This window comes from Treponema sp. OMZ 798 (assembly GCF_024181385.1).
GTDB lineage: Bacteria > Spirochaetota > Spirochaetia > Treponematales > Treponemataceae > Treponema_B.
The window spans coordinates 1,158,047-1,183,819 of the sequence record NZ_CP051305.1; the positions used below are offsets into that span (position 1 = coordinate 1,158,047).

22 protein-coding genes are annotated in these 25,773 nt (G+C 38.3%); 10 read left to right on the plus strand and 12 right to left on the minus strand.

The genetic code is table 11. The features are described 5' to 3' along the window. Window positions 1–74 precede the first annotated feature (74 nt). The 5 genes from E4O07_RS05470 (at window position 75) to E4O07_RS05490 (ending at window position 6,081) form a co-directional block, all read left to right on the plus strand. Window positions 75–989: a restriction endonuclease gene (locus tag E4O07_RS05470; RefSeq protein WP_253687795.1), complete on the plus strand. Its 915-nt coding sequence runs from the start codon at window positions 75–77 to the stop codon at window positions 987–989. Between the two features lie 6 nt (window positions 990–995). Then, a complete protein-coding gene (locus tag E4O07_RS05475; RefSeq protein ID WP_253687797.1) occupies window positions 996–1,172 on the plus strand; it encodes a tudor domain-containing protein in 177 nt (58 codons plus the stop codon). Window positions 1,173–1,252: 80 nt separating this feature from the next. After that, window positions 1,253–2,341, plus strand: a complete 1,089-nt coding sequence (cbiD, locus tag E4O07_RS05480) for a cobalt-precorrin-5B (C(1))-methyltransferase CbiD (RefSeq protein WP_253687798.1) — start codon at window positions 1,253–1,255, stop codon at window positions 2,339–2,341. A 126-nt stretch (window positions 2,342–2,467) separates the two neighbouring features. Continuing rightward, complete coding sequence (locus E4O07_RS05485; protein ID WP_253687800.1) at window positions 2,468–4,297, plus strand: NAD(P)-binding protein; 1,830 nt, start codon at window positions 2,468–2,470, stop codon at window positions 4,295–4,297. Next, window positions 4,291–6,081: a [FeFe] hydrogenase, group A gene (locus E4O07_RS05490; protein ID WP_253687802.1), complete on the plus strand. Its 1,791-nt coding sequence runs from the start codon at window positions 4,291–4,293 to the stop codon at window positions 6,079–6,081. Before E4O07_RS05485 ends, E4O07_RS05490 begins: the two co-directional genes overlap by 7 nt. Before the next feature lie 90 nt (window positions 6,082–6,171). Here E4O07_RS05490 and E4O07_RS05495 read toward each other — a convergent pair whose 3' ends face one another. The 6 genes from E4O07_RS05495 to aspS form a co-directional block, all read right to left on the minus strand. Then, complete coding sequence (locus E4O07_RS05495) at window positions 6,172–7,824, minus strand: ABC-F family ATP-binding cassette domain-containing protein (protein WP_253687804.1); 1,653 nt, start codon at window positions 7,822–7,824, stop codon at window positions 6,172–6,174. A gap of 55 nt (window positions 7,825–7,879) precedes the next feature. After that, the gene (locus E4O07_RS05500; RefSeq protein ID WP_253687805.1) at window positions 7,880–8,734 is read right to left on the minus strand and encodes an NAD(+)/NADH kinase; all 855 of its coding nucleotides are present in this window, start codon (window positions 8,732–8,734) and stop codon (window positions 7,880–7,882) included. Between the two features lie 42 nt (window positions 8,735–8,776). Continuing rightward, a complete protein-coding gene (locus tag E4O07_RS05505) occupies window positions 8,777–9,802 on the minus strand; it encodes a DegT/DnrJ/EryC1/StrS family aminotransferase (RefSeq protein WP_253687807.1) in 1,026 nt (341 codons plus the stop codon). Window positions 9,803–9,807: 5 nt separating this feature from the next. After that, window positions 9,808–10,314 (minus strand): chemotaxis protein CheW, encoded by a 507-nt coding sequence (locus E4O07_RS05510; RefSeq protein WP_253687808.1) that lies wholly within the window; start codon window positions 10,312–10,314, stop codon window positions 9,808–9,810. 76 nt (window positions 10,315–10,390) lie between these two features. Then, a complete protein-coding gene (trpS, locus tag E4O07_RS05515) occupies window positions 10,391–11,449 on the minus strand; it encodes a tryptophan--tRNA ligase (protein ID WP_253687810.1) in 1,059 nt (352 codons plus the stop codon). 10 nt (window positions 11,450–11,459) lie between these two features. Beyond that, on the minus strand, window positions 11,460–13,223 hold the full coding sequence (gene aspS, locus E4O07_RS05520) for an aspartate--tRNA ligase (RefSeq protein WP_253688120.1): 1,764 nt from the start codon (window positions 13,221–13,223) through the stop codon (window positions 11,460–11,462). A gap of 160 nt (window positions 13,224–13,383) precedes the next feature. On the opposite strand from aspS, the gene E4O07_RS05525 reads away from it, so the two are divergent. Next, entirely contained in the window at window positions 13,384–13,887 is a 504-nt protein-coding gene (locus E4O07_RS05525) for a hypothetical protein (RefSeq protein WP_253687811.1), read from the plus strand. Window positions 13,888–14,000: 113 nt separating this feature from the next. Here the strand turns inward: E4O07_RS05525 and E4O07_RS05530 are convergent, their stop codons facing one another. Continuing rightward, a complete protein-coding gene (locus E4O07_RS05530) occupies window positions 14,001–14,753 on the minus strand; it encodes an SIMPL domain-containing protein (RefSeq protein WP_253687813.1) in 753 nt (250 codons plus the stop codon). Window positions 14,754–15,078: 325 nt separating this feature from the next. Between E4O07_RS05530 and glgA the strand changes: the two genes are divergently transcribed. From glgA to E4O07_RS05550, 4 genes are read left to right on the plus strand one after another with little or no spacing between them, the layout of a single operon-like run. Then, window positions 15,079–16,554, plus strand: a complete 1,476-nt coding sequence (gene glgA, locus E4O07_RS05535) for a glycogen synthase GlgA (RefSeq protein ID WP_253687814.1) — start codon at window positions 15,079–15,081, stop codon at window positions 16,552–16,554. 39 nt (window positions 16,555–16,593) lie between these two features. Next, the gene (locus E4O07_RS05540; RefSeq protein WP_253687828.1) at window positions 16,594–17,115 is read left to right on the plus strand and encodes a DUF2062 domain-containing protein; all 522 of its coding nucleotides are present in this window, start codon (window positions 16,594–16,596) and stop codon (window positions 17,113–17,115) included. Between the two features lies 1 nt (window position 17,116). Continuing rightward, a complete protein-coding gene (locus tag E4O07_RS05545) occupies window positions 17,117–19,366 on the plus strand; it encodes a TIGR03545 family protein (protein ID WP_253687830.1) in 2,250 nt (749 codons plus the stop codon). After that, window positions 19,366–20,781, plus strand: coding sequence for an NFACT RNA binding domain-containing protein (locus tag E4O07_RS05550; protein ID WP_253687832.1), 1,416 nt, complete (start codon window positions 19,366–19,368; stop codon window positions 20,779–20,781). The genes E4O07_RS05545 and E4O07_RS05550 overlap by 1 nt, the downstream gene beginning before the upstream one ends. Here the strand turns inward: E4O07_RS05550 and E4O07_RS05555 are convergent. From E4O07_RS05555 to lipA, 5 genes are all read right to left on the minus strand, one after another. Further along, on the minus strand, window positions 20,776–21,435 hold the full coding sequence (locus E4O07_RS05555; RefSeq protein WP_253687833.1) for a metallophosphoesterase: 660 nt from the start codon (window positions 21,433–21,435) through the stop codon (window positions 20,776–20,778). The two genes, E4O07_RS05550 and E4O07_RS05555, sit on opposite strands and share 6 nt — an antisense overlap. A 3-nt stretch (window positions 21,436–21,438) precedes the next feature. Next, window positions 21,439–22,290 (minus strand): hypothetical protein, encoded by an 852-nt coding sequence (locus tag E4O07_RS05560; RefSeq protein WP_253687835.1) that lies wholly within the window; start codon window positions 22,288–22,290, stop codon window positions 21,439–21,441. A gap of 289 nt (window positions 22,291–22,579) precedes the next feature. After that, window positions 22,580–23,437 (minus strand): hypothetical protein, encoded by an 858-nt coding sequence (locus E4O07_RS05565; RefSeq protein ID WP_253687836.1) that lies wholly within the window; start codon window positions 23,435–23,437, stop codon window positions 22,580–22,582. 26 nt (window positions 23,438–23,463) lie between these two features. Next, window positions 23,464–24,819: a tRNA (N6-isopentenyl adenosine(37)-C2)-methylthiotransferase MiaB gene (gene miaB, locus E4O07_RS05570; protein WP_253687838.1), complete on the minus strand. Its 1,356-nt coding sequence runs from the start codon at window positions 24,817–24,819 to the stop codon at window positions 23,464–23,466. A 1-nt stretch (window position 24,820) separates the two neighbouring features. Beyond that, window positions 24,821–25,672 (minus strand): lipoyl synthase, encoded by an 852-nt coding sequence (lipA, locus tag E4O07_RS05575; RefSeq protein WP_253687840.1) that lies wholly within the window; start codon window positions 25,670–25,672, stop codon window positions 24,821–24,823. Window positions 25,673–25,773 lie beyond the last annotated feature (101 nt).

Here is a 25,773-nt window from a genome sequence, read left to right on the forward strand (position 1 = left end):
GGTAATTGAGGTATAATCGCAAGCAAGGAATCAGCTTATTAAAGCTATATACACCGGTGTTACTAGGAGAGAATATGGCAATTCCAACATATGAAGAGTGCATGTTACCATTAATGAAAATAGCAGAAGACGGCAAAGAACATTTATTTAAAGAAACGATTGATACATTAATAACCCGGTTCAATTTAACTGATGAAGAAAAACAACAATTATTACCCAGCGGTTCTGCATTTGTAATCAATAATAGAATTGGATGGGCAAGAACATATTTAACAAAGGCCGGGTTATTGCTAAAAACAAGAAGAGGCTATTTTCAGATATCGGAAGAAGGAAAAAAATTTTTAAAAAGAAACCCTAATTTTATAAATACTAAAATGTTGAGTGATTATGATTCATTTAATGAATTTCAGTCTATAAAAGAAAAAGATACCTCCGATTATGACAAAAAAATAAATAAAGAGGAACAAAATATAACACCGCATGAACTACTTGAAAGCGGTTATTTAAGTATAAAAAATGAATTATCAAGTGAACTACTGTCTATGATTAAAAATATTTCTTCGTCAAGATTTGAAAAATTAGTTGTTGATTTATTGGTAAAAATGGGGTACGGGGGGTCAATAAAAGAAGCGGCTACAGTTGTTGGAAAATCAGGTGATGAGGGAATTGACGGCATAATTAAGGAAGATAAATTAGGACTTGATGTTATTTATATTCAAGCAAAAAAATGGGAGGGAAATGTCGGCCGTCCGGAAATACAAAAATTTGCAGGAGCTTTACTAGGTAAAAAAGCTAAAAAAGGCATATTTATTACCACTTCAAATTTTACAAATGAAGCAAGAGAATATGTTACCGATATTGATGCAAAAATAATACTGCTTGACGGTAGGCAGTTAACAGAATTAATGATAGAAAATGATCTTGGTGTGAGCACACAAGATATTTATACTATAAAACGAATTGATTCCGATTACTTTGAAGAGGATTAGCCCTCCATGATGCCCGCCGCCGACCTAACTCGCCTAAAAGAAATATCCCGAAGCCCCAAAGAAGTTCTCGCAGCAATCGGCACAGACGACATTGCATTCATACAAGACTGTCTTACCTGCAAAACAATACATATTCACAGTGCCGGAGCAATCAGAATAATAGAAAAGAATTTGACCTTCTAACTTTGACATTTGCCCTTCTACATTTATCCCTTCCCCCATCTTCTCTAAACCCCTTTTTAATGCTATAATCCTATCCGTAGATGAAACTGGATTTATATATCGATAAAGACGGACAAAAACTAAGATGTGGGTATACTACCGGGAGCTGTGCGGCGGCGGCGGCTAAGGCTGCGGCCTTAATTTTGGGCGGCGGAGCTTTGACCTCGGTTGAGATAGATACGCCTGCAGGGGTCATTCTTGACCTCCCTGTAGAGCATTGCCGTTCCTATAAAGAAGAAAACGGAGTTCTTTTTGGAGAGGCGGCCGTGCAAAAGGATGCAGGGGATGACCCCGACAGTACCGACGGCATTTACATACACGCTAAGGTTTCCTATAGAAATGACGGAAAAGTTATCATTGACGGGGGAGAGGGTATAGGAAGAATCACCAAAAAAGGTCTTTTCGGGGAAGTAGGGGAGGCTGCCATTAATCCGGTACCTCGTCAAATGATAGAAAAAGAAGTTTTAAAGGTTTCCGAAAAGGGGTTCAATGTAGAAATTTTTAGTCCGCAAGGAGCCGAAATCGGCAAAAAAACCTTTAATAAAAATATCGGCGTTGAAGGAGGCATCTCTATCATCGGAACAAAGGGCATAGTCTATCCTATGAGCGAGGATGCTATAAAAAAAACCATCTATCTTGAAATAGACGCAATATCACAAAATTCCGAAAAAAAAGAAATCCTCTTGGTGCCGGGAAACTATGGGGAAGGTCTTAAAGAAAAACTAAAAACCATAATAGACCTTCCCACCGTAAAAATGTCAAACTATATAGGGGATAGCCTAAGCTATGCCTATTCTAAAGGCTTTAAAACCATGACCTTGCTCGGCCATATCGGCAAATTTGCCAAACTTTCCATAGGTATTTTTAACACTCATAACCGCACCGCGGACACCCGCATGGAAGCCTTCGTCTACTACCTTGCCATGCAGGGTGCAGACAAAAAAACAATCGAAACCGTCAATTCCTTTTTAACGGCCGAAGAAGCCTTCAATTTTCTTGTTGAAAACAAGATGGAAAATCTCATTAAAGACATGGAGAATGGGGCCGAAGAAAGAATCAAAAAATATCTCAAGGACGAAAGCCTTTCAATAAGGGTTTTAATCTACTCGATGAAATACGGACTAATCTAATAATCAATGTATCAAAAAAAAATCTTATAAGTTCTCAAATTAAAACTTGCTATTTTGACGAACATATTGTACAATTAATGTGGTGTAAGGCGGATTTAACTTATTTTCTAGAAAAGGAGTATGCATATGAGCCGACTGGAGATATTTTCACAAAACCAATCTCAAATGATAGTTGAAGAGCTTTATAAGAACCTTCAACATAGAATTGAAGCAAGTCCTCCCGGACTTTGTCCTGTTTATATAACACGTGCCTTTATCGAAATGTGTCATGCCCAAACTTGCGGAAAATGTGTGCCTTGCCGTATAGGCCTTTTACAGTTAAAGCATATTTTAACTGATGTTCTAAACGGAAAGGCTGAGATGGAAACAATCAAGCTTATTGAAGAGACTGCAAAATCGATAAGAGAGACAGCAGACTGTGCTTTGGGATATGAAGCTGCCGATATGGTTTACAAAAGCATAATCTATTGCCGCGATGACTTTGAAGAGCATATAAAAAACGGCAGGTGCGGCTGTATAACTACCCAGCCTGTACCCTGTGTAGCTCTTTGTCCTGCAAATGTGGATATTCCGGGATACATTTCTCTTGTAAGGGATGAAAGGTATGCCGATGCCGTTCGTCTTATCAGAAAGGACAATCCATTCCCTTCTACCTGTGCCTTTATATGTGAACATCCTTGTGAACATAGGTGCAGACGGAACATGGTCGATAGTGCCATAAATATCCGAGGTTTAAAAAGGGTTGCCGTTGAATTTTCCGATAAGGTTCCTCCTCCTCCATGTGCACCCTCTACCGGAAAGCATATAGCCATAGTCGGAGGGGGGCCTGCGGGGCTTACCGCCGCTTATTATCTGCAGCTTATGGGGCATCAAACTAAGGTATACGAAATGCTTCCCAAATTAGGCGGTATGCTACGATACGGTATACCTAATTACCGTCTTCCTAAGGACAGGCTGGATGTAGATATCGATGCCATCATTGAAACAGGGGTTAAAGTAGTTTACGGTAAAAAAATAGGAACCGATATTGAACTAAACGAGCTTATAAAAGATAATGATGCAACCATTATAGCGATAGGAGCCTCAACAGATAAAAAGTTAGGCCTTGAAGGAGAAGAGGCAGAAGGAGTTATTTCTGCTGTTCAATTTCTTAGAGATGTAGGAATGAATAAGGGTATGGATTTAACGGGTAAAAAAACAGCCGTAATCGGAGGCGGAAATGTTGCCATGGATGCGGTGCGTACGGCAGTACGTCTAAAGTCCGAAAAAGTTACCTGCCTTTACCGAAGAAGGGTTGCCGATATGACGGCCCTTCCTGCAGAAATTGAAGGAGCCCTAGCCGAAGGTGTCGAAATGATGACCTTAAAAGCCCCTTCAAAACTTGAGATAAAAGACGGAAAACTCTCCGGTGTTTGGGTTACCCCTCAGATGATTTCAAAAATAAAGGACGGTAGGGCATCCGTAGTTGCTACAGGAGAACCCGATATTTTTATTCCTTGCGAAGTTCTTGTCGTTGCAATAGGTCAGGATATCGAAACTCAGCATTATGAAGAGTCGGGTATACCTGTTGATCGGGGGAAACTTTTTACCATGCCCAGCGGAGGATTCAAAGGAATGCCGGGCTTATTTTCAGGCGGAGACTGTGCTTCAGGCCCATCGACGGTTATAAAAGCCATTGCCGCCGGGAAGGTTATGGCTGCAAATATAGACGAATACTTAGGCTACAGCCACATTATAAGCTGTGATGTTGAAATTCCCATTCCCAATATTGATGACCGTCTTGCTTGCGGAAGGGTTGAGCTTGGAGAAAGGGAAGCATCCGAAAGGGTTAAGGATTTTGAAGGTGTAGAATTCTGTATGAGCAAAAAGGAAGCTTGTCAAGAATCTAACCGATGTCTTAAATGCGATCACTTCGGCTTTGGTATATTTAAAGGAGGGCGGGAACGATTATGGTAAACTTGACTATAGATAATATAAAAATATCGGCGAATGAAACCATGACTATTATGGAAGCTGCAGCAAATGCCGGAATTCCTATACCCAGACTTTGCTTTTTAAAGGGAATAAATGAAATTGCTGCCTGCCGTGTATGTGTTGTTGAGTTGGAAGGCAAGGAAAAACTTATAACCTCTTGTAACAACTCCGTTGAAGAAGGGATGGTTGTATATACCAACAGTCCAAAGGTAAGGCTTGACAGAAGAAGAACCGTTCAAATGATTTTGTCTCAGCATGATTGTAAGTGTGCCACCTGTGTAAGAAGCGGAAACTGTGCCTTACAAACTCTTTCAAACGACCTTAACATTCAAGATGTGTTATATGAGGAGCAGCTTGAAAATCAGCCTTGGGATAAGAATTTCCCTCTTATAAGAAATTCAAAAAAATGTATTAAGTGTATGCGCTGCATTCAGGTTTGCGACAAGGTTCAAAGCCTGAATATTTGGGAGCTGGAAGGAACCGGAGCCAGAACTACAATAAATGTTTCAGGCTCAAGAACAATAGCCGAAGCCGATTGCTCCTTATGCGGTCAGTGTATTACGCATTGTCCTGTGGGAGCCTTACGCGAAAGAGACGATACCGAAAAATTCTGGAGGGCTGTAGCCGATCCCGATAAGGTTGTTGTTGTGCAGGTTGCTCCTGCAATACGTACGGCTTGGGGAGAGCACTTGGGAGTTAATCTAAAAGAGGCTTCAGTAAACAAGATATTCGATGCTCTAAAACGCATGGGAGCCGATTATGTCTTTGATACCAGCTTTTCGGCAGACCTAACCATAATGGAAGAAGCATACGAATTTATTGAACGTTTTTCGAAGGGAGAACTAAAGGATAAGCCTATGTTTACCTCCTGTTGCCCGGGATGGGTTCGTTTTATAAAAAGCCAATATCCTCATTTGGTTTCTCATCTGTCTTCCGCAAAGTCTCCCATGCAAATGTTCGGAGCGGTTATGAAGTCGTATTTTGCAGAAAAAATCGGTAAAAAAGCGGAGGATATTTTTTCTGTTGCTATTATGCCCTGTGTTGCAAAAAAAAGCGAAATTGAAATGGAGTTTTTTTACGGCGAGTATGCAGGACATGATATGGACTGTGTTCTTACCACAAGAGAATTTGTAAGAATGATTAAGGCTGCTCATATTCTCCCCGAAACCCTAAAAGAAATAGATCCTGATAATCTTTTTAAAGAGGCATCAGGTGCCGGAATTATTTTCGGAGCTACGGGCGGTGTTATGGAAGCAGCCTTGCGTACAGCCTATTATGCAATAATGGGAGAAAATTGTTCGCCGGATGCTTTTAAGGTTGTAAGAAATTCCTCGCAAGAAGAGTCGGGAGTTATTGAAGCCTCTTTTAATTTAAAGGAGAATAATTTGCGTATAGCCGTAGCCAGCGGCCTTGCAAATACCAGACGGCTTATTGATTCTATAGAAGCCGGTGAAAAACATTATGATTTTGTAGAAATTATGGCTTGTCCCGGAGGCTGCGTAGGCGGAGGAGGTCAACCCATACATGACGGCTGCGAATTGGCCTTTGAGCGCGGACAAAATCTTTATTTTATAGATAAGAATGCAAAAGTAAGGTATTCGCATGAAAATGAGGATATACAAAACCTTTATAAAAATTATTTTGAAAAGCCTAACAGCCATAAAGCTCATCACCTTTTACATACGGATCACTTTGTATGGGAAATGCCGAGAAGTCCAAAGCGGGATCGAAAAGGTTATGTAATAAACGAAAAATTTCAATCGTAAGGTTTGATTTTTGTTAAACAGGGAATGTCTATAATAGAAATTATAGCAAGACTATAGGACTATTTACATTCCCTGTTTTTTTATAGATTTTTAAATCTGCATCTTTTTGTTGTTGCCGTATAATTCTTCACGTAGTTTTTTGACGTGTTCGTCTTTTATATAGTCGTCAAAATTCATCATCCTGTCGATTATACCGTTGGGTGTAATTTCGATAATCCTGTTTGCGATTGAAGAAATAAATTCGTGGTCGTGGGAGTTAAAAAGAATAACTCCGGGGAATTCCACAAGGGCATCGTTTAAGCTTGTAATGGCTTCAAGGTCGAGGTGGTTCGTAGGCTCATCGAGGATTAAAACATTTGCTCCCGAAAGCATAAGCTTACTCAATATACAGCGCACCTTTTCGCCTCCCGATAGAACATTTACGGGCTTTAAGGACTCGTCGCCCGAAAAAAGCATTCGGCCTAAAAAGCCCCTTACATAGGCATCATCTTGGTCGGGAGAATATTGTTTAAGCCATTCCGTGATATTTAAATCGTTATTAAAATACTCGGCATTGTCCTTATTAAGATAGGCATGGGTTACTGTCTGTCCCCAATAAACATCTCCTGAGTCGGGAGTTAATTTTCCGGTTAAAATATCGAAGAGGGCTGTTTTAGAATTATGCTCCTGACCTACAAAGGCTATCTTATCGGTTCTGTTTACCGTAAAAGAAAAATCGTTTAAAAGTTGAATTCCTTTTTCTTCTGCAGTGTCCTGAGTCTTATAAGAAATTTTTTCGGTGCGGACAACATTGTTTCCGATTTCCCGATTGGGTTTAAAATGAACATAAGGGAATTTTCGGCTTGTAACTTCTATTTCTTCTAAGGCAAGTTTATCGTATACCTTTTTTCGGCTGGTTGCCTGACGGCTCTTTGCTGCATTCGAGGCGAAGCGTAAGATAAACTCTCTTAAATCCTTCATCTTTTCTTCCCGCTTCTTTTGCTGATCCTTGGCCTGTCTTTGCATAATCCTGCTCATTTGGTACCAGAAATCGTAATTACCCGAATACATACGTATTTTTCCGTAGTCGATGTCGCAGACATGGGTACAAACCGTATTTAAAAAGTGCCTGTCGTGAGAAACAACAATTATAATATTGGGAAATTCGATTAAAAATTCTTCAAGCCATGCTATGGATTCAAGGTCTAAACCGTTTGTCGGTTCGTCCAAAAGAAGAATATCGGGGGTGCCGAAGATGGCCTGTGCAAGCAAGACCCGAACCTTTTGGCCTTCGTCGAGTTCGCTCATCATTCTGTCATGGTAGTTTTCGTCAAGGCCCAAACCTGAAAGAATCTGCTCTATTTGATTTTCAGCCTCCCAGCCGTTTAAATCAGCAAATTCGGCCTCCAACTCCGAAGCTCTTATTCCGTCTTCTTCACTAAAATTTTCTTTTGCATAAACGGCTTCTCTTTCGTTTCGAACATTGTAGAGCTTAGGATAACCCATAAAAACAGTGTCTTTTACGCTGTACTCATCAAAGGCAAAGTGATCCTGTCTTAAAACTGCCATACGCTCTCCGGGGGTGATACTGAACTCGCCCGAATCGTGCTCCAATTCGCCCGAAAGAACCTTTAAAAAAGTAGACTTTCCGGCTCCGTTTGCACCGATAATTCCATAGCAATTGCCCTTAGTAAATTTTAAATTGACATCCTTAAAAAGCGGCCTGTCGCCGAACTTTAAACTTAAATCGCTTACTGTAATCATAAGATACAATAATACAATAAAGGGGGTAAAATGTCAATCAATTCAAGTTTTAGTGTCAACTCAATTTTGAAGATGAAGAGCCCGACCAGCCGAGTTTAGATCTCAGAGCCTTGTAAAAATTGTCGGGAGAGCAGCCGGCCATTTTTACCTTATTGGGAGACTCGCTTATTATAATTTCATCATCCTCTTTTAAAGAAACCATCTCTTGTCCGTCTATTGAAACGATGGTGTCTTTTGCCCTTGTAGGAAGAACTTTTATCTTCATCTGCCCTGATGAGGGGAGAACCAAGGGGCGGTTCGACAAGGAAAAGGGAGAAATAGGAGTTAAAACAAAGGCCGAGACATCCGGATCCAAGATGGGACCTCCTGAGGCTGCTGAATAGGCAGTCGAGCCTGTAGGAGTCGAAACGATAACCCCGTCAGCCCTAAAAATCCCGAATGAAATTCCGTTAAACGAAATATCCAGGTTTATCAGCTTTGCTATGCCGGAGCCTGAAACTACAATATCGTTTAGGGCCTCATATTTTACAATTTCTTTATTTTCCCGCCTTATTGAAGCAGAAAGGAGCATCCTTTCATGTAAATCCTCTTTTCCGTTTAAAAGGCGTAAAAGTTCGCCTTCCCATTCCTTGGGTTCAATATTTGCGATAAAGCCGAACCTTCCTAAGTTTATAGGAAAAACCGGAATATGCCGGGGAGCACTGTAACGGGCCGTAAATAAAACCGTACCGTCTCCGCCGAGGCTTATTGCAAGGTCATAGTCCTCATTTAATTCGGGAGAATGGGAGATGCCGTCATATTTGTATACAAAAGAATCGATTCCCCTTGCCGACAAAAAAGCCTCGATTTCTTTACAAATCTTTTTTGCATTGGGTTTTTCGATACTTAAAACTATAAGGGCCTTTTTCAAAATTCACATTCCTTAAAACTCGAAGCCTGATTTATAAAGAAACTAGGGCAGGGTAGCCAGTACTCTGGCAATCTCGGCCGATTTTTTTGCTCCCAATCGCGGATAGAGCGGAAAAAGCACACATCTCAGTAAAAGGGAAGAAGCATTTATAAGGCTTTCCTGATTTTCTTTTAAATACTCGACAGCCGAATTTTTAAAAGCAAGCTCTGTATCTATATCTTTTTTTGCCGCATATTTTTGTACATCCGAAACGCCCGAATTCAAAATAACGGGAAAAGAATAAACAGGATTTACCGTGTCTTCTTTTTGAGCTATCGTTTTATGCTTTCCCTGCATCAAAGAGCGTACATAGGACTCGTGCATTTCCTTACGCTGCTCCATGTTTTTTGCCATCTGTTTTAGCTGAACAAAGGCCAAGGATGCATTTATATCGGGTAATTGGTCTGTAATAGGAGCTTCATCGTAGAGTTTTTTTAAGACTATTGCGTTCCTTCTTTCGGGAGCCAATAATACGGCACCGCCCCCTCCGGTTAAAATATCTTTTTCTTCCAGTCCCAAGATAGAAAAAATACCCATGCTGCCTGCAAATTTTTCCTTATATGCCGCCCCTGCACTTTGCGAAATATCTTCTATTACGGGAATATTTAAGCTTAATATCTTTTCCATGTCGGGTAAAAAACCCAGGGTTTCGTGCAAGACAAGAACTCTTCCGCCTGTTTGTACGGCGTTTTCAAGGCTTTCAAAGGACGGAAAAACGGAGTCGGCTTCTACGTCGAGCACAATGGGCTTATAGCCTTGGCGGCTTAACTCTACATACTGCCAAGATGGCGCCAAACTCGAGATAATAACCGATGAGCCTGATTCAAGGTTTAAGGCCTTTAAGGCGTATGTTAAGGCTATGGCAGGGCTTCTTAAAGCGGCTGCTCCGGACGTTTGAAACACCTCGCAAACCTGCTTAATGAGTTTTTGGTTCATCTCGCCGGGACCTATTTTTTCCTCGACCATGCATGTAAGAACTGCATCCATTTCGGAACGTCTTATAGTTGAGCTGTAAACGGGTATTTTCATAATTTTTATAAATTGGTAATCTTTTGTAATTCTTTCGGATTGAATAATCTGTGAATATCCAAGATTATTAAATAGCCGGGATCACGCCTGACAACGCCGTTAATGTATTCCGCTCCGATACCTGCTATCATCTGAGGCGGAGGCTGTATTTCTTCTTTTTTTACATCAACAACACGGGCAACCCTGTCGATGATAATGCCTATCTTGTTATTCTCAATCTTTATGATTATAAAGCCTCCCAAAAATTCATCACCCTCATCCAAGGACGCTTTTTTTATGTGAAATCTCTTATGAAGACTTATTACCGGAATAATTTCGCTTCTTAAGTTGAAAATTCCTTCAACATAGTATGGAGCATTGGGGATAGGTCTTACATCCTGAACCCTGACTATTTGGTCAACGTCCATAATTTCTACACCGTAAAGTTCTTCTCCAAGTTGGAATGTAACTAATTTTAAGAGGTTATCGTTTTCAACCTTGACCTTTTTATTAAGGACTCCTGCATTTGCCATATAGTTTCTTCCTCCAATATCTTATGATACTACCACACATACACATAAAATTCAAGGGGAAAATGGATATGTATATTTAATTTTTTATCATTCCTTCAAAATAATTTATTTTCATTGCAGAGCGTACCGAATGGGTTGTAGCTGCGGCTTTTTCCCTTGCTTTTTTGGTGCCTTCAATCAGGATTTGATAAACCGAAGGGAGGTCTTTTTGAAAGGCTTCCCTTTTTTCTCTGATGGGCCTAAGTTCTTCCTGCAAAATATTGTTTAAGAATTTTTTTATTTTAACATCTCCGAGGCCGCCTTTTTGGTAATGTTCTTTTACCTCATCCAAGCACGAATAATCGCTCCAAAACTCGGGGAAGTGCTCGTTTCGGGCAAAGGCATCAAGATAGGTAAAGACGGGGTTTCCTTCAACCTTTCCGGGATCTTCCACTCGGAGATGATTCGGGTCGGTAAACATTCCCATTACCTTCTTTTTTATTTCTTCGTGGCTGTCAGAAATATATATACAGTTACCGAGGGACTTACTCATCTTAGCCTTTCCGTCCGTTCCGGGAAGCCGTCCGCAAGTCTTGTTCGAGGGCAAAAGCTCCTTAGGCTCTACCAGGGTTTCCCCGTAAAGGGAATTAAAGGAGCGGACAATTTCTCGGGTCTGCTCAATCATCGGCATTTGGTCTTCGCCTACGGGAACCGTATTTGCCAAAAAGGCGGTAATATCGGCTGCCTGACTGATAGGGTAGGTTAAAAAACCTACAGGGATACCTGCATTAAAGCCCCGCATTTTAATCTCATTTTTTACCGTCGGATTCCGCTCAAGGCGGGCAAGGGTTACAAGGTTCATATAATAAAAGGTAAGCTCGCAAAGCTCAGGAATTTGAGTCTGCACAAGGATTGTCGATTTTTGAGGATCTATTCCGCAAGCAAGATAGTCCAAGGTAACTTCAACAACGCTTGTCCTAACCTTTTCAAGATTATCCGCATTGTCGGTCGTAGCCTGTGCATCCGCAATCATAATATAAATTTCGTCGTATTTACCCGAATTTTGCAAGGCAACCCTGTTTTTTAAGGAGCCCACATAGTGTCCTATATGAAGTTTTCCTGTGGGTCTATCCCCGGTCAAAATAATGTCTTTCATTAAAAAGTCCTTATCCCTTAATCGCTAAATGCAATTCATCCAGCTGCTTTTGGTCAACTTCGCTTGGGCTGTCGTCCATGGGGCTTACTGCAAAGGAGTTTTTGGGGAAGGCGATTACTTCTTTTATCGAGGTTTCGCCTGCCATAATCATAACGATGCGGTCAAGACCGGGAGCAATGCCTCCATGGGGCGGGGCTCCGTATTTAAAGGCTTCGGTTAAAAAGCCGAACTTCTTTTCCGCTTCGCTTTCATCAAAACCGACAATCTTAAAGATACGCTTTTGCAATTCGGGATTATGAATTCTTATCGAACCTGAGGCTACCTCATATCCGTTTAAAACGAGGTCGTAAAGGTCGCCTTTTACGGGTTCGGGGTTTTCTTCCATTGTCGGAATATATTTTTCCTGAGGGGCCGAGAACATGTGATGAGCCGGATCCCACTTGTTTTCTTCCTCGTTCCATTCAAAGAGGGGAAAGTCTACAATCCAGACAAATTTAAACTCGGCGGGGTTTAAAAGTCCCAAGTCCTTTCCGAGCTTGCTTCTAACGGCACCCAAGGCTGTGCAGGCAATCTTGTATTTGTCCGCTACAAAGAGAATTAAGTCGCCTTTCTCGGCTCCGAGCTTTGAGCAAATTTCCGCTTCCTTTCCTTCAAAGAATTTTGAAATACCGCCCTCAAGTTTTGAAGCGGATTCCGTTACCTTAATCCAAGCCAAACCCTTAGCCTTGTATATTTTGGCGGCGGCTTCAAGCTCTTCAATCTTTTTGCGGCTGTAGGCTTCGGCTTGCCCCTTTACCACCAAGGCTTTGACGGCTCCGCCTGAAGAAATAGCATCCTTAAAGACTGCAAAGGTTCCGATTTCCGCCATAAAGGCTGCATCCTGCATCTTCATTTCAAAACGCAAATCTGGCTTATCGGTTCCGTAAATGTCGATAGCCTCGTCATAGCTTAGCCGCTCGAAGTTTTTAGGAAGGTCTACATTTATGCTCTTTTTAAAAGCATACTGCATCATGCCCTCGGTCAAGTTTAAAACATCTTCGCGGGAGGCAAAGCTCATCTCAAGGTCAATTTGAGTAAACTCAGGCTGCCTGTCGCCGCGGGCATCTTCGTCGCGGTAGCAGCGTGCAATCTGAAAATATTTATCGAAGCCCGAAACCATTAAAATCTGCTTATAAATCTGCGGAGATTGAGGCAGGGCATAGAATTTTCCCGGGTAAAGACGGGAGGGGACGAGATAGTCGCGTGCTCCTTCCGGTGTGGACTTAATAAAGGTCGGAGTTTCAATTTCCAAAAATTCCTTTGAGGTTAAAAACTCCCGCACCGCAAAGGCGAATTTGGAGCGCAAAATAATATGCTCCTGCATCGCCTTTGAACGTAAGTCCAAATACCTGTATTTAAGACGCAAATCTTCATTTGCGTTTGTTTTTTCGTCAATTTGAAAAGGAAGTACCTCGCTTTTTGAAAGCACTTCAATCTTTAATGCCTTAACTTCGATTTCTCCGGTTGCCATTTCCCTGTTTATCATAGAATCGGGGCGCAGCCTTACAAGCCCCTCAACGGCTATACAAAATTCCTGTTTGAGGCTTACTGCAAGGGCCTTTAATTCTTCGCTTGCATCATCGTCTACAACAACTTGGGTCAAACCGTAACGGTCGCGTAAATTTAAAAAAGTAATACCGCCGTGATCCCTTTTTCGGTGAATCCAGCCGTTTAAAACAACAGTCTTTCCTGCAAAATCCTTATTTAAGCCGCCGCAGGTTACGGTTCTTTGCATTTTTTCCATAATTGAGTATTATAGTAAAAATACAAAAGCTATGCAATAGGGAGAAAATTATAACTTTAGTATAAATTATAAGAGGTCTTGTAAAAGCTTCTTGTTTAGTTTATTATGGGAAAACCGATGTTAGCTTCATTGGACCTTTAAGGAGACGTTTATGAGTAAGCTGATGATCCTATTTATTATCTTAAACCTGATATTTTATATTTTTATAATTTTTTTTCACATTTTACCCTTATTTAATTTGGGAAAACCGATAAATAAATCAAAAAAATATTTTGGAAAAAAGATAATTTCGTTTAAAAAAAAGAAAATTATGAATAAACAAAATATTTCCCTTTCGCTTTTTACCATACCTATAATGTATATTTGTTTTACGGTACAGGATAATATGCTCATCAAAATTATAGGTTTTGCCCTTCAATCATTGATTTTACTCTTTGTAGTATATAAGTACTCTAACTCGGCCGGTGTTTACGAAAACGGGCTTATTTACGGGGATTTTTTAACATGGGACAAGATTCATTCTTGGAAGACTGAAAGTAACGGAAAAATCTCCTTGCTCTTAAAAAACGGCTTTAATATCACTATTGAAGAAGAAATCGATACCGAAGCCTTGTCTAAAATTTTAGAGGAAAAACTGGGATTTTCCAAAGGGTAGTTTTGGAAGTATATTTTTAAAGCAAGAAGCCAATGTTTTGTATTAAAAACATTGGCTTCTTTGAATTAAGTGAAAGTATAAAAAGTAATATTTTTAAGCTTCCGGAACTAAGACTATTCCAACTCAAAAACAATGCTTATTTCTGCAGAAACTTCAATTTGTCCCATGGGCGAAAAATTTCCGTCTGCAGCCTCATCGTAGGCTGCTTCTTTTAAATTATTGGCAATATAGGCTCCTGTATAACCGCGGGGTGACATTCCTGACGGATTTTCGCTTATGCTTATTATCTTTCCTAAAGAAAGAGGTTTTCCTCCATTGGGAGCTGCCTTACAAAGGAGGATGGCTTTTTCTTCGGCGGCTTTTACTGCCGTAACTCTTGCCTCGTCCATAAGCTTTTTCATGTCGGCAACAGAAAAACCTACATTGTAAATTCTATCTACGCCCGTATTTAAAAGATCCGTTAAAAAAACTTCGTAATCTTCAATCTTTGTAAGAAGGACTGCTATATTTTGGACAACCTCATAGCCGTCAAAGTCCTGATAACCGTTATCTCTGTATCTGTATCTGGGGTTAATATTTACGCGTTCAATGCTGATATTTTTCTGCTCAATTTTATACTTTTCAAAAAGCTCTTTTAATTTTAAAATAGCATCATCGTTTTTATTTTTTGCTTCAGATAAGTCCTTATCCTTTGAAAAAACCGAAAAAGAAATCGAAACCTGATCGGGGGATTTTAAAATTGCAGAACGCCCTGTAACGCTTATAAAACGATTTTCGTTTACTGCAGGACTACATGCATTAAACAAAACAAAACTTATACATAAAACGGCAATAAGTTTTATGCCCTTAATGATAGAATCTTTCATAAAGCCTCCAAATTGCGCACTTGCAAAAAGGTAAAAAAGTTCTTTGTAAGTGTACAGTAAAAACAACAAAATTTTGACCGATAAAGTTACGATTTTTTATTTTTAGTCTTTAAAAATCAATAAAACTATGCTATCATTTAAATAGGAAAAAGTTTTTATGGAGTTATAATAAACAGCTAGGTAGGAATTCTACCTCGCTGTTTATTTTCGAGTTTGCCTTTCAGGCAAACATCGTTATATTGTATGCGGTTTGAGAACAAACCGCTTGAAAAAACTTTTTGTAAGGATTTGATAATCCTTACAAAAAGTTTTTATGGAGGAACTTATGAAAATAATGATGGTTACAAGCGAGCTTGTTCCATTTGCAAAGGTAGGAGGACTGGCTGATGCCGTTACAGCCTTATCAATAGCTCTTGCAAAAAAGGGACATGATGTCAGAATAGTAATGCCGCGTTATTATAAGATTGATCGAAAAAACTTAAAACAAATTCCGGGAGCAATGGCTGTTCATTTAGGCCCTTATGAACATTGGGTAGGAGTTTATGAGTCACACCTGCCTTCTCCAAAGGTAAAGGTTTATTTTATAGACCATGAACAAGCCTTCGGCAGGGATGGTGTTTACGGTTCTTCTTTTGAGCCGGATTTTTCGGATAATACAAAGAGATTTTCGCTTTTAGCCCATGCAGCTTTTCAAGTTTGCCGAAAACAGGGATGGATTCCCGACATTGTACATGCCCATGATTGGGCCACAGGCTTAGTACCCGTACTTTTACGCTTTACCGAAAAAAATACCGAATTTAAAAATACGGCAAGTATTTTTACTATTCATAATATGGGCTATCAGGGTGTTTATTCAAAGCACACCTTCCCCGATACAGGCCTGGATTGGAGTGATTTTTACAGTACGGGCTTTGAAGATTGGGATAGAATAAATTTTTTAAAAGCAGCCCTTGTTTCATCGGATATGCTTACCACAGTTTCTCCTACTTATGCGGAAGAAATTAAACGCCCCGAATTCGGCTTTAGGATGGACGGTATTTTGCGTTACAGGGAAAAAGAACTGATAGGAATTTTAAACGGGGTAGATACCTCAATCTGGAATCCGTCAAAAGACGAGTATATTCCTTATCGATATAATTCTAAGACTCTTGAAGAAAAAGAAAAAAATAAGGCTGTGTTACAGGAAAGACTAGGACTTGAAATTGACCCTTCTATTCCGGTTTTTGGAATGATAAGCCGATTGGTTGATCAAAAAGGAATTTCCGAGCTTTTCGGCCCGATGTACGGCTCGGCCTTTAAGATATGTTCCGATATAAAACTGCAAATGATTGTATTAGGAGCAGGAGAATCTTGGTGCGAGAAGGAGCTTAATTTTCTTTCCCAAAGGTTGCCTAATTTTAGAGCTTATATAGGTTATAATGAAGAATTAAGCCATCTGATTGAAGCCGGAAGCGATTTTTTCTTAATGCCTTCACGATATGAACCATGCGGCTTAAACCAAATGTATTCTCTTATTTACGGAACCTTGCCTATTGTCCGAAAAACAGGAGGGCTTGCAGACACTGTAGAAAACTATAATGAAGAAACGGGAGAGGGGACAGGTTTTGTTCTTGAATACTTGAGCCCGCAAAGCATCTATGATACGGTCGGCTGGGCAACTTATGCATGGTATAATAAAAAAGATCATATAAAAAAGATGAGAACCAAGGCCATGGGTAAAAAGTTCGGATGGACCATAGCTGCGGAAAAATATCTAAAAGTATATGCTGATGCTATTGAAAAAAAAGCTTCCATGCTATAGACTAAAGAAAAAAGGAGGAGGTTTTAAAACCTTATTTCTATGATAAAATATGTAACTTCATTTTTTAAAGCCATTAACGCAAATGCTCATCCGGGTGATATAGCCCACGCTGCGGCCCTAGGTCTTTTTTTGGCAATATTGCCTAAAAATAATCTAACATTTACATTCTTGTTTTTTTTATCTATTTTTATCCGCATAAATAAAGGTGCATTTTTTTTATCCTTTATTTTGTTCGGATTTATAACTCCTTTTATGGATGTGCTGATAAATAATATAGGATTTTGGGTAGTGCAGCTGCCTTTTTTACACCCCATATTTTTAATCCTGGAAAACATTCCCTTTGTAGCTCTTTTTAAGCTTTCAAATACAATGGTTTTAGGCGGTATAGTTTGGGGACTTATACTGTATACCCCTGTATACATCTTAACAAGAATTATAACTGCTAAATATCGAAAATATATGCAGCCGGCTGTAGGAAATGCAAAGGGGGTAGGTATTTTAGGTAAGATACCTATTCTTCGTCATTTAACAAAAATATCTGATATAAAGGACAATTTCTAGTATGGAAGATAAAAATAAAGAATCATTGCAAAAAGATGAACTAAAATCCGCCAAGAAGGCTGCTAAAGAAGCAAAAAAACTTGAAAAGGTAAAAAGACTTTTTAAAAAGCGGTATACAAAAAGATCTCTTAATCGAAAAATTTACAAAAAGATTTTTATTCCGGCGGATAAAGATTTTATCCGAGGTTTTATAGTTTCGAGCATAGATGAAAAGACAAACAAAGAGTACTTTGAATTCGATAAGACAAAGATTAACGATAAAAATCAACTAAAGCGGATAAACAAAATAGCTTTAGAAATAGGCAGACAAAAGGGAAGGGTGAATATTCCGGCAGTATTGGCTGCCCTGGCTTGTGTTTTTGCCGTTCTATTCTTTGTATATATTTTTAGAAATGCGTTGGCAAAAAAAATAGTTGTAGGAGCTTCCGAAGCAGCCTTCGGTGCAAAATGCGAGGTTAGCCTTGTAGACTTCGATTTATTTAAAACACGATTTAGAATTCAAGGATATAAGGTTGCAAACAAAAATCAGCCTATGCGTAATTTATTCGAGATTAAAAATATAGACTTTTATTTTAATCTTTTGGAATTAAGCCGCGGAAAATTTGTTGCAGAAAATATGGCTATAGAAGGTTTTACATGGAATACGGCACGGAAAACCTCAGGAGCCTTACCGCCTAAAAAACAAAAACCTGTCGATCCCAATAAAAAACCTAATCCCATTACCGAACTTATAAATGATGAAGTTAAAAAGGTACAATCGCAAATATCGGTAGACAGCGGTTTAAAAGCCGTTCAAAACCAAATAGATCCGAGAAAAATTCTTGAACGAGAAAAAGCGGCCTTTAAAACTCCGGAAATTACAGAGAAAATAATAAACTCCGTAGACCCGATGGCTCAAAAATGGATTAAGACTAAAGATGATGTAGAAAAGCAAGTTGTAGATACGGTTGAAGCTGTTCAAAAATTAATAGCCATAGATATAAATAAGATTAATGATATAAAACAGCTGCAAGAGTTAATCGAAGTTATTCAAAAAGTGGTTAAAACAGGACAAGATGATTTTAATTTGGCAAACCGCCTTTTTAACGATGTTCAAAACGACATTAAAGATGTTGACCGTATGGCACGGGATGCAGGTGCTGCGGTTAAAAACGATATAAACCGCTTAAATAAAATCGCAGGGCAAATAAAGTCCATAAATGTCGACACCGGAAAAAAACTTATTGCTGATCTTATAAATACCTTTATTGTAAGAACATTGGGAGTATATTATCCCTATTTTGCACAAGGAATGGACCTTTTACAAAGCTCACAAAAGCGGCCTAAACAAGAAAAAGAGCTTACATTAGCTCAAAAATCAAGGGCTATGGAACGCCTTCCCGGTAAGACTTTTATATTCGGAAAAGACTCGGTTCCTACTTTCTTGATAAGAAATATTTCGCTTTCAGGTCATCATCCCGAAAAAGATGTTTTTGCAATCGGAGGAACAGCTAAGGCTATAACCAATGATTACGACAAGCTAGGGTTGCCGCTTACAATTAATTTAAATGCATCTCATGGAAAATTAAAAGAAACGGCAGAAGGCATAATCGATTTGCGTTCCTATACCAAAGAGCTTGTAGATACGGGCTTTACGTTTGAAGGCTTGGACATGGACATACCTTCGCCTGCTGATGCCGTTCCTTCTCTTACAGGTATCTTAAAAACCGGAGGCGGTGTAAAGGTATCGAAAAATAAGGATGTGGTTATCGATGCAAATATGGAAATAATGAAAAGCGTTCTTACCGTTCAAAAGTTTGAACCTGCCTTTGTCTTTGAAATATACCAAAATGTTTTATCGGATATTAAAAAGATTAATGTAAAAACACTACTTACAATTAATAAGGGAGAAAGGTTTAAACTTGATGTTGATACAGATGTCGATAATCAGATAGCCGCAGCCTTAAAAAAAGAATTTGCAAGACAGGTTGAAAAGGTAAAAGCAGAGCTCATAAGGCAGGGACAAAAATGGCTTGATGAACAAAAAGAAATTTACAAAAAAGAAATCGACACCTTTATGTCTGCAGCTAATAAGGCTAAAAAACTTCTTGATGACGTAAAAAATTACGAAAAAATATTGGAAAAAAAGAAGGCTGAAGCCGAAAAACGCATAAAAGATATTGCTGCAGGAAAGATAAAAGATGTCCAAAACGAGGTAAAAAAAGAAGCTGAAAATAAGGTAAAAGATATTTTTAAAGGATTCGGTTTTTAATGTCCTTAAACAATAAAGAAATAGATCTGATACTTGAAGAATTAAAATTAGAGGGCTGGTTTATTCAAAAAATAAGTCAGCCATCTTATACAACCTTAGTCTTTTATCTTTATAAAGATAAACCTTTAACTCTTTTTATTTCTCTTGAAGCAGGTTCTTGCCGGCTTCATTCTACACGTAAAAAGATTCCAAAATTCGATAAGCCTATGCGTTTTATGGAGCTTTTAAAGTCCCGAATCAAGGGCGGAAAAATATTAAAAGCAGAACAACTAAACGAAGACAGAATCATCCGCTTTCACATTGCAAGCGGTGCAGGAGTGTTTTTTTTATATTTAAGACTATGGAGCGGAGCTGCAAACATAGTTTTAACAGATGAAAATAATCTTATAATAGACGCTTTTTACCGCCGCCCTAATAGGGGCGAAATATCAGGGGGAACTTGGGTAACTCCTGCTCCACAAAAAATAAAAAAACAAGATTATTCCGTTCGTGACTATGATAAAACGAAAAGTTTTAATGCAGCCATCGAAGATTGGTATATAAATAATGCACCTAAGGCTTCAAAAGAAGCTATGTTGGACGAGGCTGAAAATCTTTACGGCTCTAAAATTTTAAGAATCGAAAAAGCCATTTTAAAACTGAAGGCAAAAAAAGAAGAATTTTTAAATGCTCAAAGTTTAAAAAATGCAGGAGATTTGCTTTTTTCAAACCTTCATCTGATAAAAAAGGGAATGAATTTTGTTGAGCTTGAAGATTACACAAAAAACGGCACAAAAATAAGTATCAGCTTGGATCCTTTAAAAACGCCTCAAGAAAATGCGAATCTCTACTACGAAAAATATAAAAAAGCAGTTTCAGGTTTGGATGCCTTGGAAGAAGATATTCTGGCGGCAGAAAAAGAAATAGAAAAACTAAAAGAAAAGATAGAAAAAATTAAAACTGAAGAAAATCCGTATTTAATTCAAAAAATTCTTCAAAAAGAAAAAATTCCGGTTCAGCAAAAAAATAAAAATACAAGATCAGCTCCCGGATTAAAGTTCTTTTCGGAAGGCTGGACAATTTTAGTAGGCCGCACGGCCGCCGAAAACGATGAGCTTTTACGGCATTTTGTTAAGGGAGCAGACCTTTGGCTTCATACAAGGGATTATGCAGGCGGTTATGTTTTTATAAAGGCTAGGGCAGGGAAGAGCATCCCCTTGCCTATTTTGATTAAGGCCGGAAACCTTGCAGTCTTTTATTCAAAGGCTAGGAAAAATGCTCAAGCCGATCTATATACCACTCAGGTAAAATACTTACGCAGAGCAAAAAATGCACCCAAAGGAACGGTTCTTCCGGCCCACGAAAAAAATCTGTCAATAAAACTGGATGAAAAAATTTTAAAAGAATTGGAAGAAGAAAAAATATCGGCTTTATAAATTTTTAAATTCCACTGACGGCTTTTTATTTTTACTCATTGTCAGAATTCCATAACTCTTATTTGAGCCCATTCTCGGTCTTGAAGCCGAGCCGGGATTTACCAAAAATATCCCGTTTACTTCTTTTATTAGGGGGACATGGGTGTGGCCGAATACGGCAAGAGTGCAAGATTGTTCTTGTAAAAAATTTAAAAGAGTGTCTAACTCAAAATCGACATAGAACTCATGACCGTGAGTTAAAAGAATTTTTTTTCCGCAAGCTTCCAAAAAAATAATTTCACAAAATTCCAAATATTGTTCGGGATTTTTTTTAAAGCCGAAGCCGGCCCCTGTTTTTCCTGCATCCAAATTTAAGACATATTTTTTTGAATCACAATTTCCCATAACAAGGGCTGCTACAGGGGGAATACATTCCATCAGTTCTTTTTCATACTGTGAAATTGTTATATAATTTAAAAAATCTGCAAGGCCGTCTCCCGAAAACAACACGGCATCGGATTTTCTGCCTTCACGGCCTAAGATATCAATTATAGTATCAACATTACCGTGTGTATCCGAAATCAAAATAAGACGGGCTTTTTCGGCAGATGCTAGTTTTTCAATAGCTTCAGGGGATGCAAAAATACCTTTATCAAAGTACTCCAAAGAGTTCACAGTCTAAGCACCTCCTTCAAGTTTATCCGGATTTATTACTCCGTCGGCATCCGTTTCGCTTTCATCTGAATTTGCTTCATCATCCGAAATATCCGTTTCTTGACTTTCATCAAGATCCTTATAAATTAAAAGATATCTATGAGATTGAAGCCCCGTATCGGAATCCGTATATGGTTTAATTGTATAATGATCAGTAAAAAGCTCCTTACCCAATATTGTCTGTGCCGTAAAAAAAGCCTGTCGAAATTCCTCTATCGGAAAAATCTTTATGTCTTTGTTATGAGCGTTTATATCCTCACCGGCAAAGATTGCTGCTATAAGTAATAGCATAAGCTCATCATCGCTTATAATAAAATCTTTTTCTTCACTTAATAGTTGTTTAGGAATTTGAAAATCAACTACAATATCCGAAGCCGCTTCTAAGGGCAGAATTTCGTCCATAGGCAAAAGGCTTATTATCGCAAGATTAGGATTATTTTCCGCAGCCTGAATAAGGTAACGGCCTCCGCCTTCGGGTATGCCCATTGAAATAAGTATTGTGGTTTTTTGTTCTTCAATCTTCTCGTTTATCATTCTAAGACGGGGAAGTCTGCTTCTTTTAACCATATCGGAATAGGGTAAAACCTGAACATGAGAATCGGGGTTTCCAAGGTCGTACTCACTTTCAAGATACTTTAAAATATCTTTCCTCTCATAATAATCTTTTCCAAGAACAATTAGGATATTGTTTTTTATAATTCTTTTAGGTTTTATCTTCTCATAAACAACTTCGTCTTCATTATTATTGTTACACGAAATAAAAGCCGCAGAGAGGACACATATAAAAATCAAAAAAATTAACAGTCTCTTTTTCATAATGATTCTAAAAAAGTATATCAAAATTTTAGGATAAAGGAAAGAGGAGGCGAAAACTTTTAATAAAAACACTTAATCTCATTAAAATCTCCACATAAGTAGACAGAACATACATTATAGGAAGTTTTATAAAAGCCTTTTTACAAGAAGTTTAACTTATGTGTTTTTGTAATTTTTACTTTAATATTTTCCCATTTAAAAACCTAATACATTTTATTAAGATGTATACTTTTTATATAAATAATTTAATAACTTAGTATAAAAATATATACATGTTTATAAAAGCTATCTATATCTGCTTTACAATCCAATGTTTTGAATATTTATTTTTTAAGTTTTTATATTTTTGTTCTTTTATTTTTTTATCCTTTTCCAGCTGCCAAAAGTATACTTGAAAAGGAATAAAATCAGGATATATATCTACAATATTGTCGACTAATTCTGAAGCCTGTTCAGAATTACCCATATTTATAAAAGTTTCTATCATCCATAAAAAAATTAATGGATGAGCAAGGTCTTTATTAAAACGCGTTAAGTATGTGTTTAATACCATCTGTAAATTTGTAAAATCAATAAGGGGATTCTTTATTGATTGAAGACCATAATATAAAAATATTCCGTAAATAATATCCCTGTTTTCATTTTTTATATCTGTACTTGCCTGCATTGTTTTATTAATTAATTTGTTTAACTTATCACTTGTATACGGATTTTCATTACCATTAAAAAGCTTGTAAAAATCTTCCAAATATTTATCGATATTATTTTTAGAGCTTTTTTTATTATATTTTGAATCCGTTATTACCCATGCCGGCAAGATTGGATGAGGCGCACTAATATTTATTTTTCCGTCACCATTCATATCGTATAGATAGATTTCCTTTCCGTTTACATATTGGGTAACACCAACCAACTTATTTTCGGATGCCAAAAATTTTGTATCTTCTTTTGTAACAACTTCCTTATACCCTATTATTTCTTGAAACCCGTCAGGCATTTTTATTAATTGAACCCTGCCGATAAAATACCCGGGAGGATTTTTTTTTGTAAAAGCTGCTATGTCATCTTCTACTTCAAAAGAATAATTTTGAGAATATATCCCAAAAACACAAAAAATAAATAAAATCGATATAAAATATTTACGCATATTTTTCCTCCATGCTTTTTATTTTATTATATAAGGTTTGCCCTAAAAGTTTTACCCTTTAGTTCTTTTAACTCTGCATGGGCAAAATTCCCTATTAAGCTTTCAGGCGGATTGTCTTGGATTACGGTCATTTCCCCTTGTTCGGTATGTCCGAAAAGCTCAGAGTTGTCATTCCTCGAATGGGATTCAACCAAGATATCTATCTTTTTACCGAGCTTAGCCTTCATTTTTTTTGCCGTAATTTTTAATTGTAAGTCGATGACACGTCCGAGCCTTTCTATTTTTATTTCTTCAGGAATTCTGTCAGGATAATTAAAGGCTCTTGTTCCTTCACGCGGATTATAATGATACATAAAGGCCGAATCGAATTCTATTTCCTGCATCAAATCCAATGTAGCCTTTACATCATCTTCAGTCTCTCCGGGGAAGCCCATCAAAATATCCGTACTCAAGGCTATGTCGGGAATGGTTTCTTTTAGACGTTTTATTCTGTTCTTATAGTGTTCTATAGTGTAAATCCTGTTCATTTTTTTTAAAATTGCATCGGAGCCGTGCTGAACCGGAAGATGAACAAGTTTGCAAAGTCTTTTTTCGGCAGCGATTGTATCTATTAAAGCATCGGACATATCCTTAGGATGGCTCGACATAAAGCGTATCCATCTTATCATATCGGTTGTGTCGGCTTCCCTTGCTATAAGGCGTAAAAGCTCCGGAAAATTTATCAACCTGCCCTCCCCGTCTACCCCTTTGTATGAGTTTACGTTTTGACCGAGCAAGGTAATTTCCCTCACCCCCCTTGATGAAAGTTCAGTAATTTCCTGCAAGATCTCATTTACAGGACGCGAAACCTCCCTGCCCCGAACATAGGGCACGATACAATAGGTGCAAAAATTATTGCAGCCGTTCATAATGGGCACATAGCTTTGAAAAGATTTAGGAGAATGGGAAAGAGGAGCAAAATAATAACCGGATGCAGGTTTTTCTTCGATATTGTTGTTAGTAAATTCAGCCATATAACCTGAATCTTTGAATCGAGCCTCAATTTCATCAAAAATTTGCGGCAGCAGGTGCCGCTCAAACATTCCTACAACGTAATCGATAAGAGGAAATTCTTCCTGTATTTCGGTATAAAGTCTTTCCGCCATGCAGCCGATCAAAAGCACAAAAAATTTTCTCTTTTTTTTCAAACCGGAAAAATGTCCTAATCTTCCTAGAACTCTGTTTTCGGCAGTTATACGCACGGAACAAGTATTGATTATAAGTAAATCGCAGTGCTCGGCATCGGATGCAGCTGTCCATTTTTTTTCAAGTAAAATTTGCTCCATTGAGGAGGATTCAGCCTGATTCATCTGGCAGCCGTAAGTTTCAAAAAAGTAAGTCATATCAGCTCAGTACATGCCTTTCAGCGTGATAGCTGGAACGCACAAGGGGACCGCTTTCCACAAAAGAAAAGCCTTTTTGCAAGCCTATTTCTTTATATTCTTCGAAGGTTTCGGGTCTTACATATTCTTTAACCTCAATGTTTTTTACAGAGGGTCTTAGGTATTGGCCAATGGTCATTACCTTACAATTTATTTTGCGTAAATCGTCCATGGTTTCTAAAATCTCATCCCTTGTTTCGCCAAGGCCCAACATAATACCGGACTTGCATACCAAGCCGGAATCGGCAATTTGTTTTAAAACCTTGAGAGAAGTCTCGTATGTAGCCCTGCTTCTGACATGGGGTGAAAGGCGGCGTACGGTTTCAAGATTGTGAGAGATAACCTCAGGTTTTGCTTCGATAATCATCGATACCAAATCTTCATGGCCTTGAAAATCAGGGATTAAAACTTCCATCGTGACATTAGGAGTTCTTTCTTTTACAGCTTTTATAACTTCTACCCAATGAGAGGCACCGAAATCTTTGATGTCGTCCCTGTCTACCGAGGTTAATACGACATGTTTTAATTTTAAGGCCTCAACGGATTTTGCAATTTCCATAGGCTCATTAGGGTTTAGGGGTAAGGGAAGACCGGTCGGTACATTACAAAATTTACATGCACGCGTACAGATATTCCCGCAAATCATAAAGGTTGCAGTTCCGCATCTCCAGCATTCTCCCTGATTAGGGCATTTGCCGCTGGTACATATTGTGTTTAATTTATGCAGTTTAATCGTGTTCGATACTTCGTGTGAAAGTTCTCCAGTGGGAAGTTTTATTTTTAACCAATCCGGTTTTCTTTGAGTACAATTCATAACTACGCCTTAAAAATTATTTTTTCTATATGTTAAAACAATTATATGTTAAAACAATAAAAAGGTCTAGGAGGGACGAAAAAAAGTTAAAAAGCTTTTTT

Coding starts and splice junctions, on each gene's coding strand:
- E4O07_RS05470 (WP_253687795.1), top strand. CDS start 75: ATGGCAATTCCAACATATGAAGAGTGCATGTTACCATTAATGAAAATA.
- E4O07_RS05475 (WP_253687797.1), top strand. CDS start 996: ATGATGCCCGCCGCCGACCTAACTCGCCTAAAAGAAATATCCCGAAGC.
- cbiD (WP_253687798.1), top strand. CDS start 1,253: ATGAAACTGGATTTATATATCGATAAAGACGGACAAAAACTAAGATGT.
- E4O07_RS05485 (WP_253687800.1), top strand. CDS start 2,468: ATGAGCCGACTGGAGATATTTTCACAAAACCAATCTCAAATGATAGTT.
- E4O07_RS05490 (WP_253687802.1), top strand. CDS start 4,291: ATGGTAAACTTGACTATAGATAATATAAAAATATCGGCGAATGAAACC.
- E4O07_RS05495 (WP_253687804.1), bottom strand. CDS start 7,824: ATGATTACAGTAAGCGATTTAAGTTTAAAGTTCGGCGACAGGCCGCTT.
- E4O07_RS05505 (WP_253687807.1), bottom strand. CDS start 9,802: ATGAAAATACCCGTTTACAGCTCAACTATAAGACGTTCCGAAATGGAT.
- E4O07_RS05510 (WP_253687808.1), bottom strand. CDS start 10,314: ATGGCAAATGCAGGAGTCCTTAATAAAAAGGTCAAGGTTGAAAACGAT.
- trpS (WP_253687810.1), bottom strand. CDS start 11,449: ATGAAAGACATTATTTTGACCGGGGATAGACCCACAGGAAAACTTCAT.
- aspS (WP_253688120.1), bottom strand. CDS start 13,223: ATGCAAAGAACCGTAACCTGCGGCGGCTTAAATAAGGATTTTGCAGGA.
- E4O07_RS05525 (WP_253687811.1), top strand. CDS start 13,384: ATGAGTAAGCTGATGATCCTATTTATTATCTTAAACCTGATATTTTAT.
- E4O07_RS05530 (WP_253687813.1), bottom strand. CDS start 14,753: ATGAAAGATTCTATCATTAAGGGCATAAAACTTATTGCCGTTTTATGT.
- glgA (WP_253687814.1), top strand. CDS start 15,079: ATGAAAATAATGATGGTTACAAGCGAGCTTGTTCCATTTGCAAAGGTA.
- E4O07_RS05540 (WP_253687828.1), top strand. CDS start 16,594: ATGATAAAATATGTAACTTCATTTTTTAAAGCCATTAACGCAAATGCT.
- E4O07_RS05545 (WP_253687830.1), top strand. CDS start 17,117: ATGGAAGATAAAAATAAAGAATCATTGCAAAAAGATGAACTAAAATCC.
- E4O07_RS05550 (WP_253687832.1), top strand. CDS start 19,366: ATGTCCTTAAACAATAAAGAAATAGATCTGATACTTGAAGAATTAAAA.
- E4O07_RS05560 (WP_253687835.1), bottom strand. CDS start 22,290: ATGAAAAAGAGACTGTTAATTTTTTTGATTTTTATATGTGTCCTCTCT.
- E4O07_RS05565 (WP_253687836.1), bottom strand. CDS start 23,437: ATGCGTAAATATTTTATATCGATTTTATTTATTTTTTGTGTTTTTGGG.
- miaB (WP_253687838.1), bottom strand. CDS start 24,819: ATGACTTACTTTTTTGAAACTTACGGCTGCCAGATGAATCAGGCTGAA.
- lipA (WP_253687840.1), bottom strand. CDS start 25,672: ATGAATTGTACTCAAAGAAAACCGGATTGGTTAAAAATAAAACTTCCC.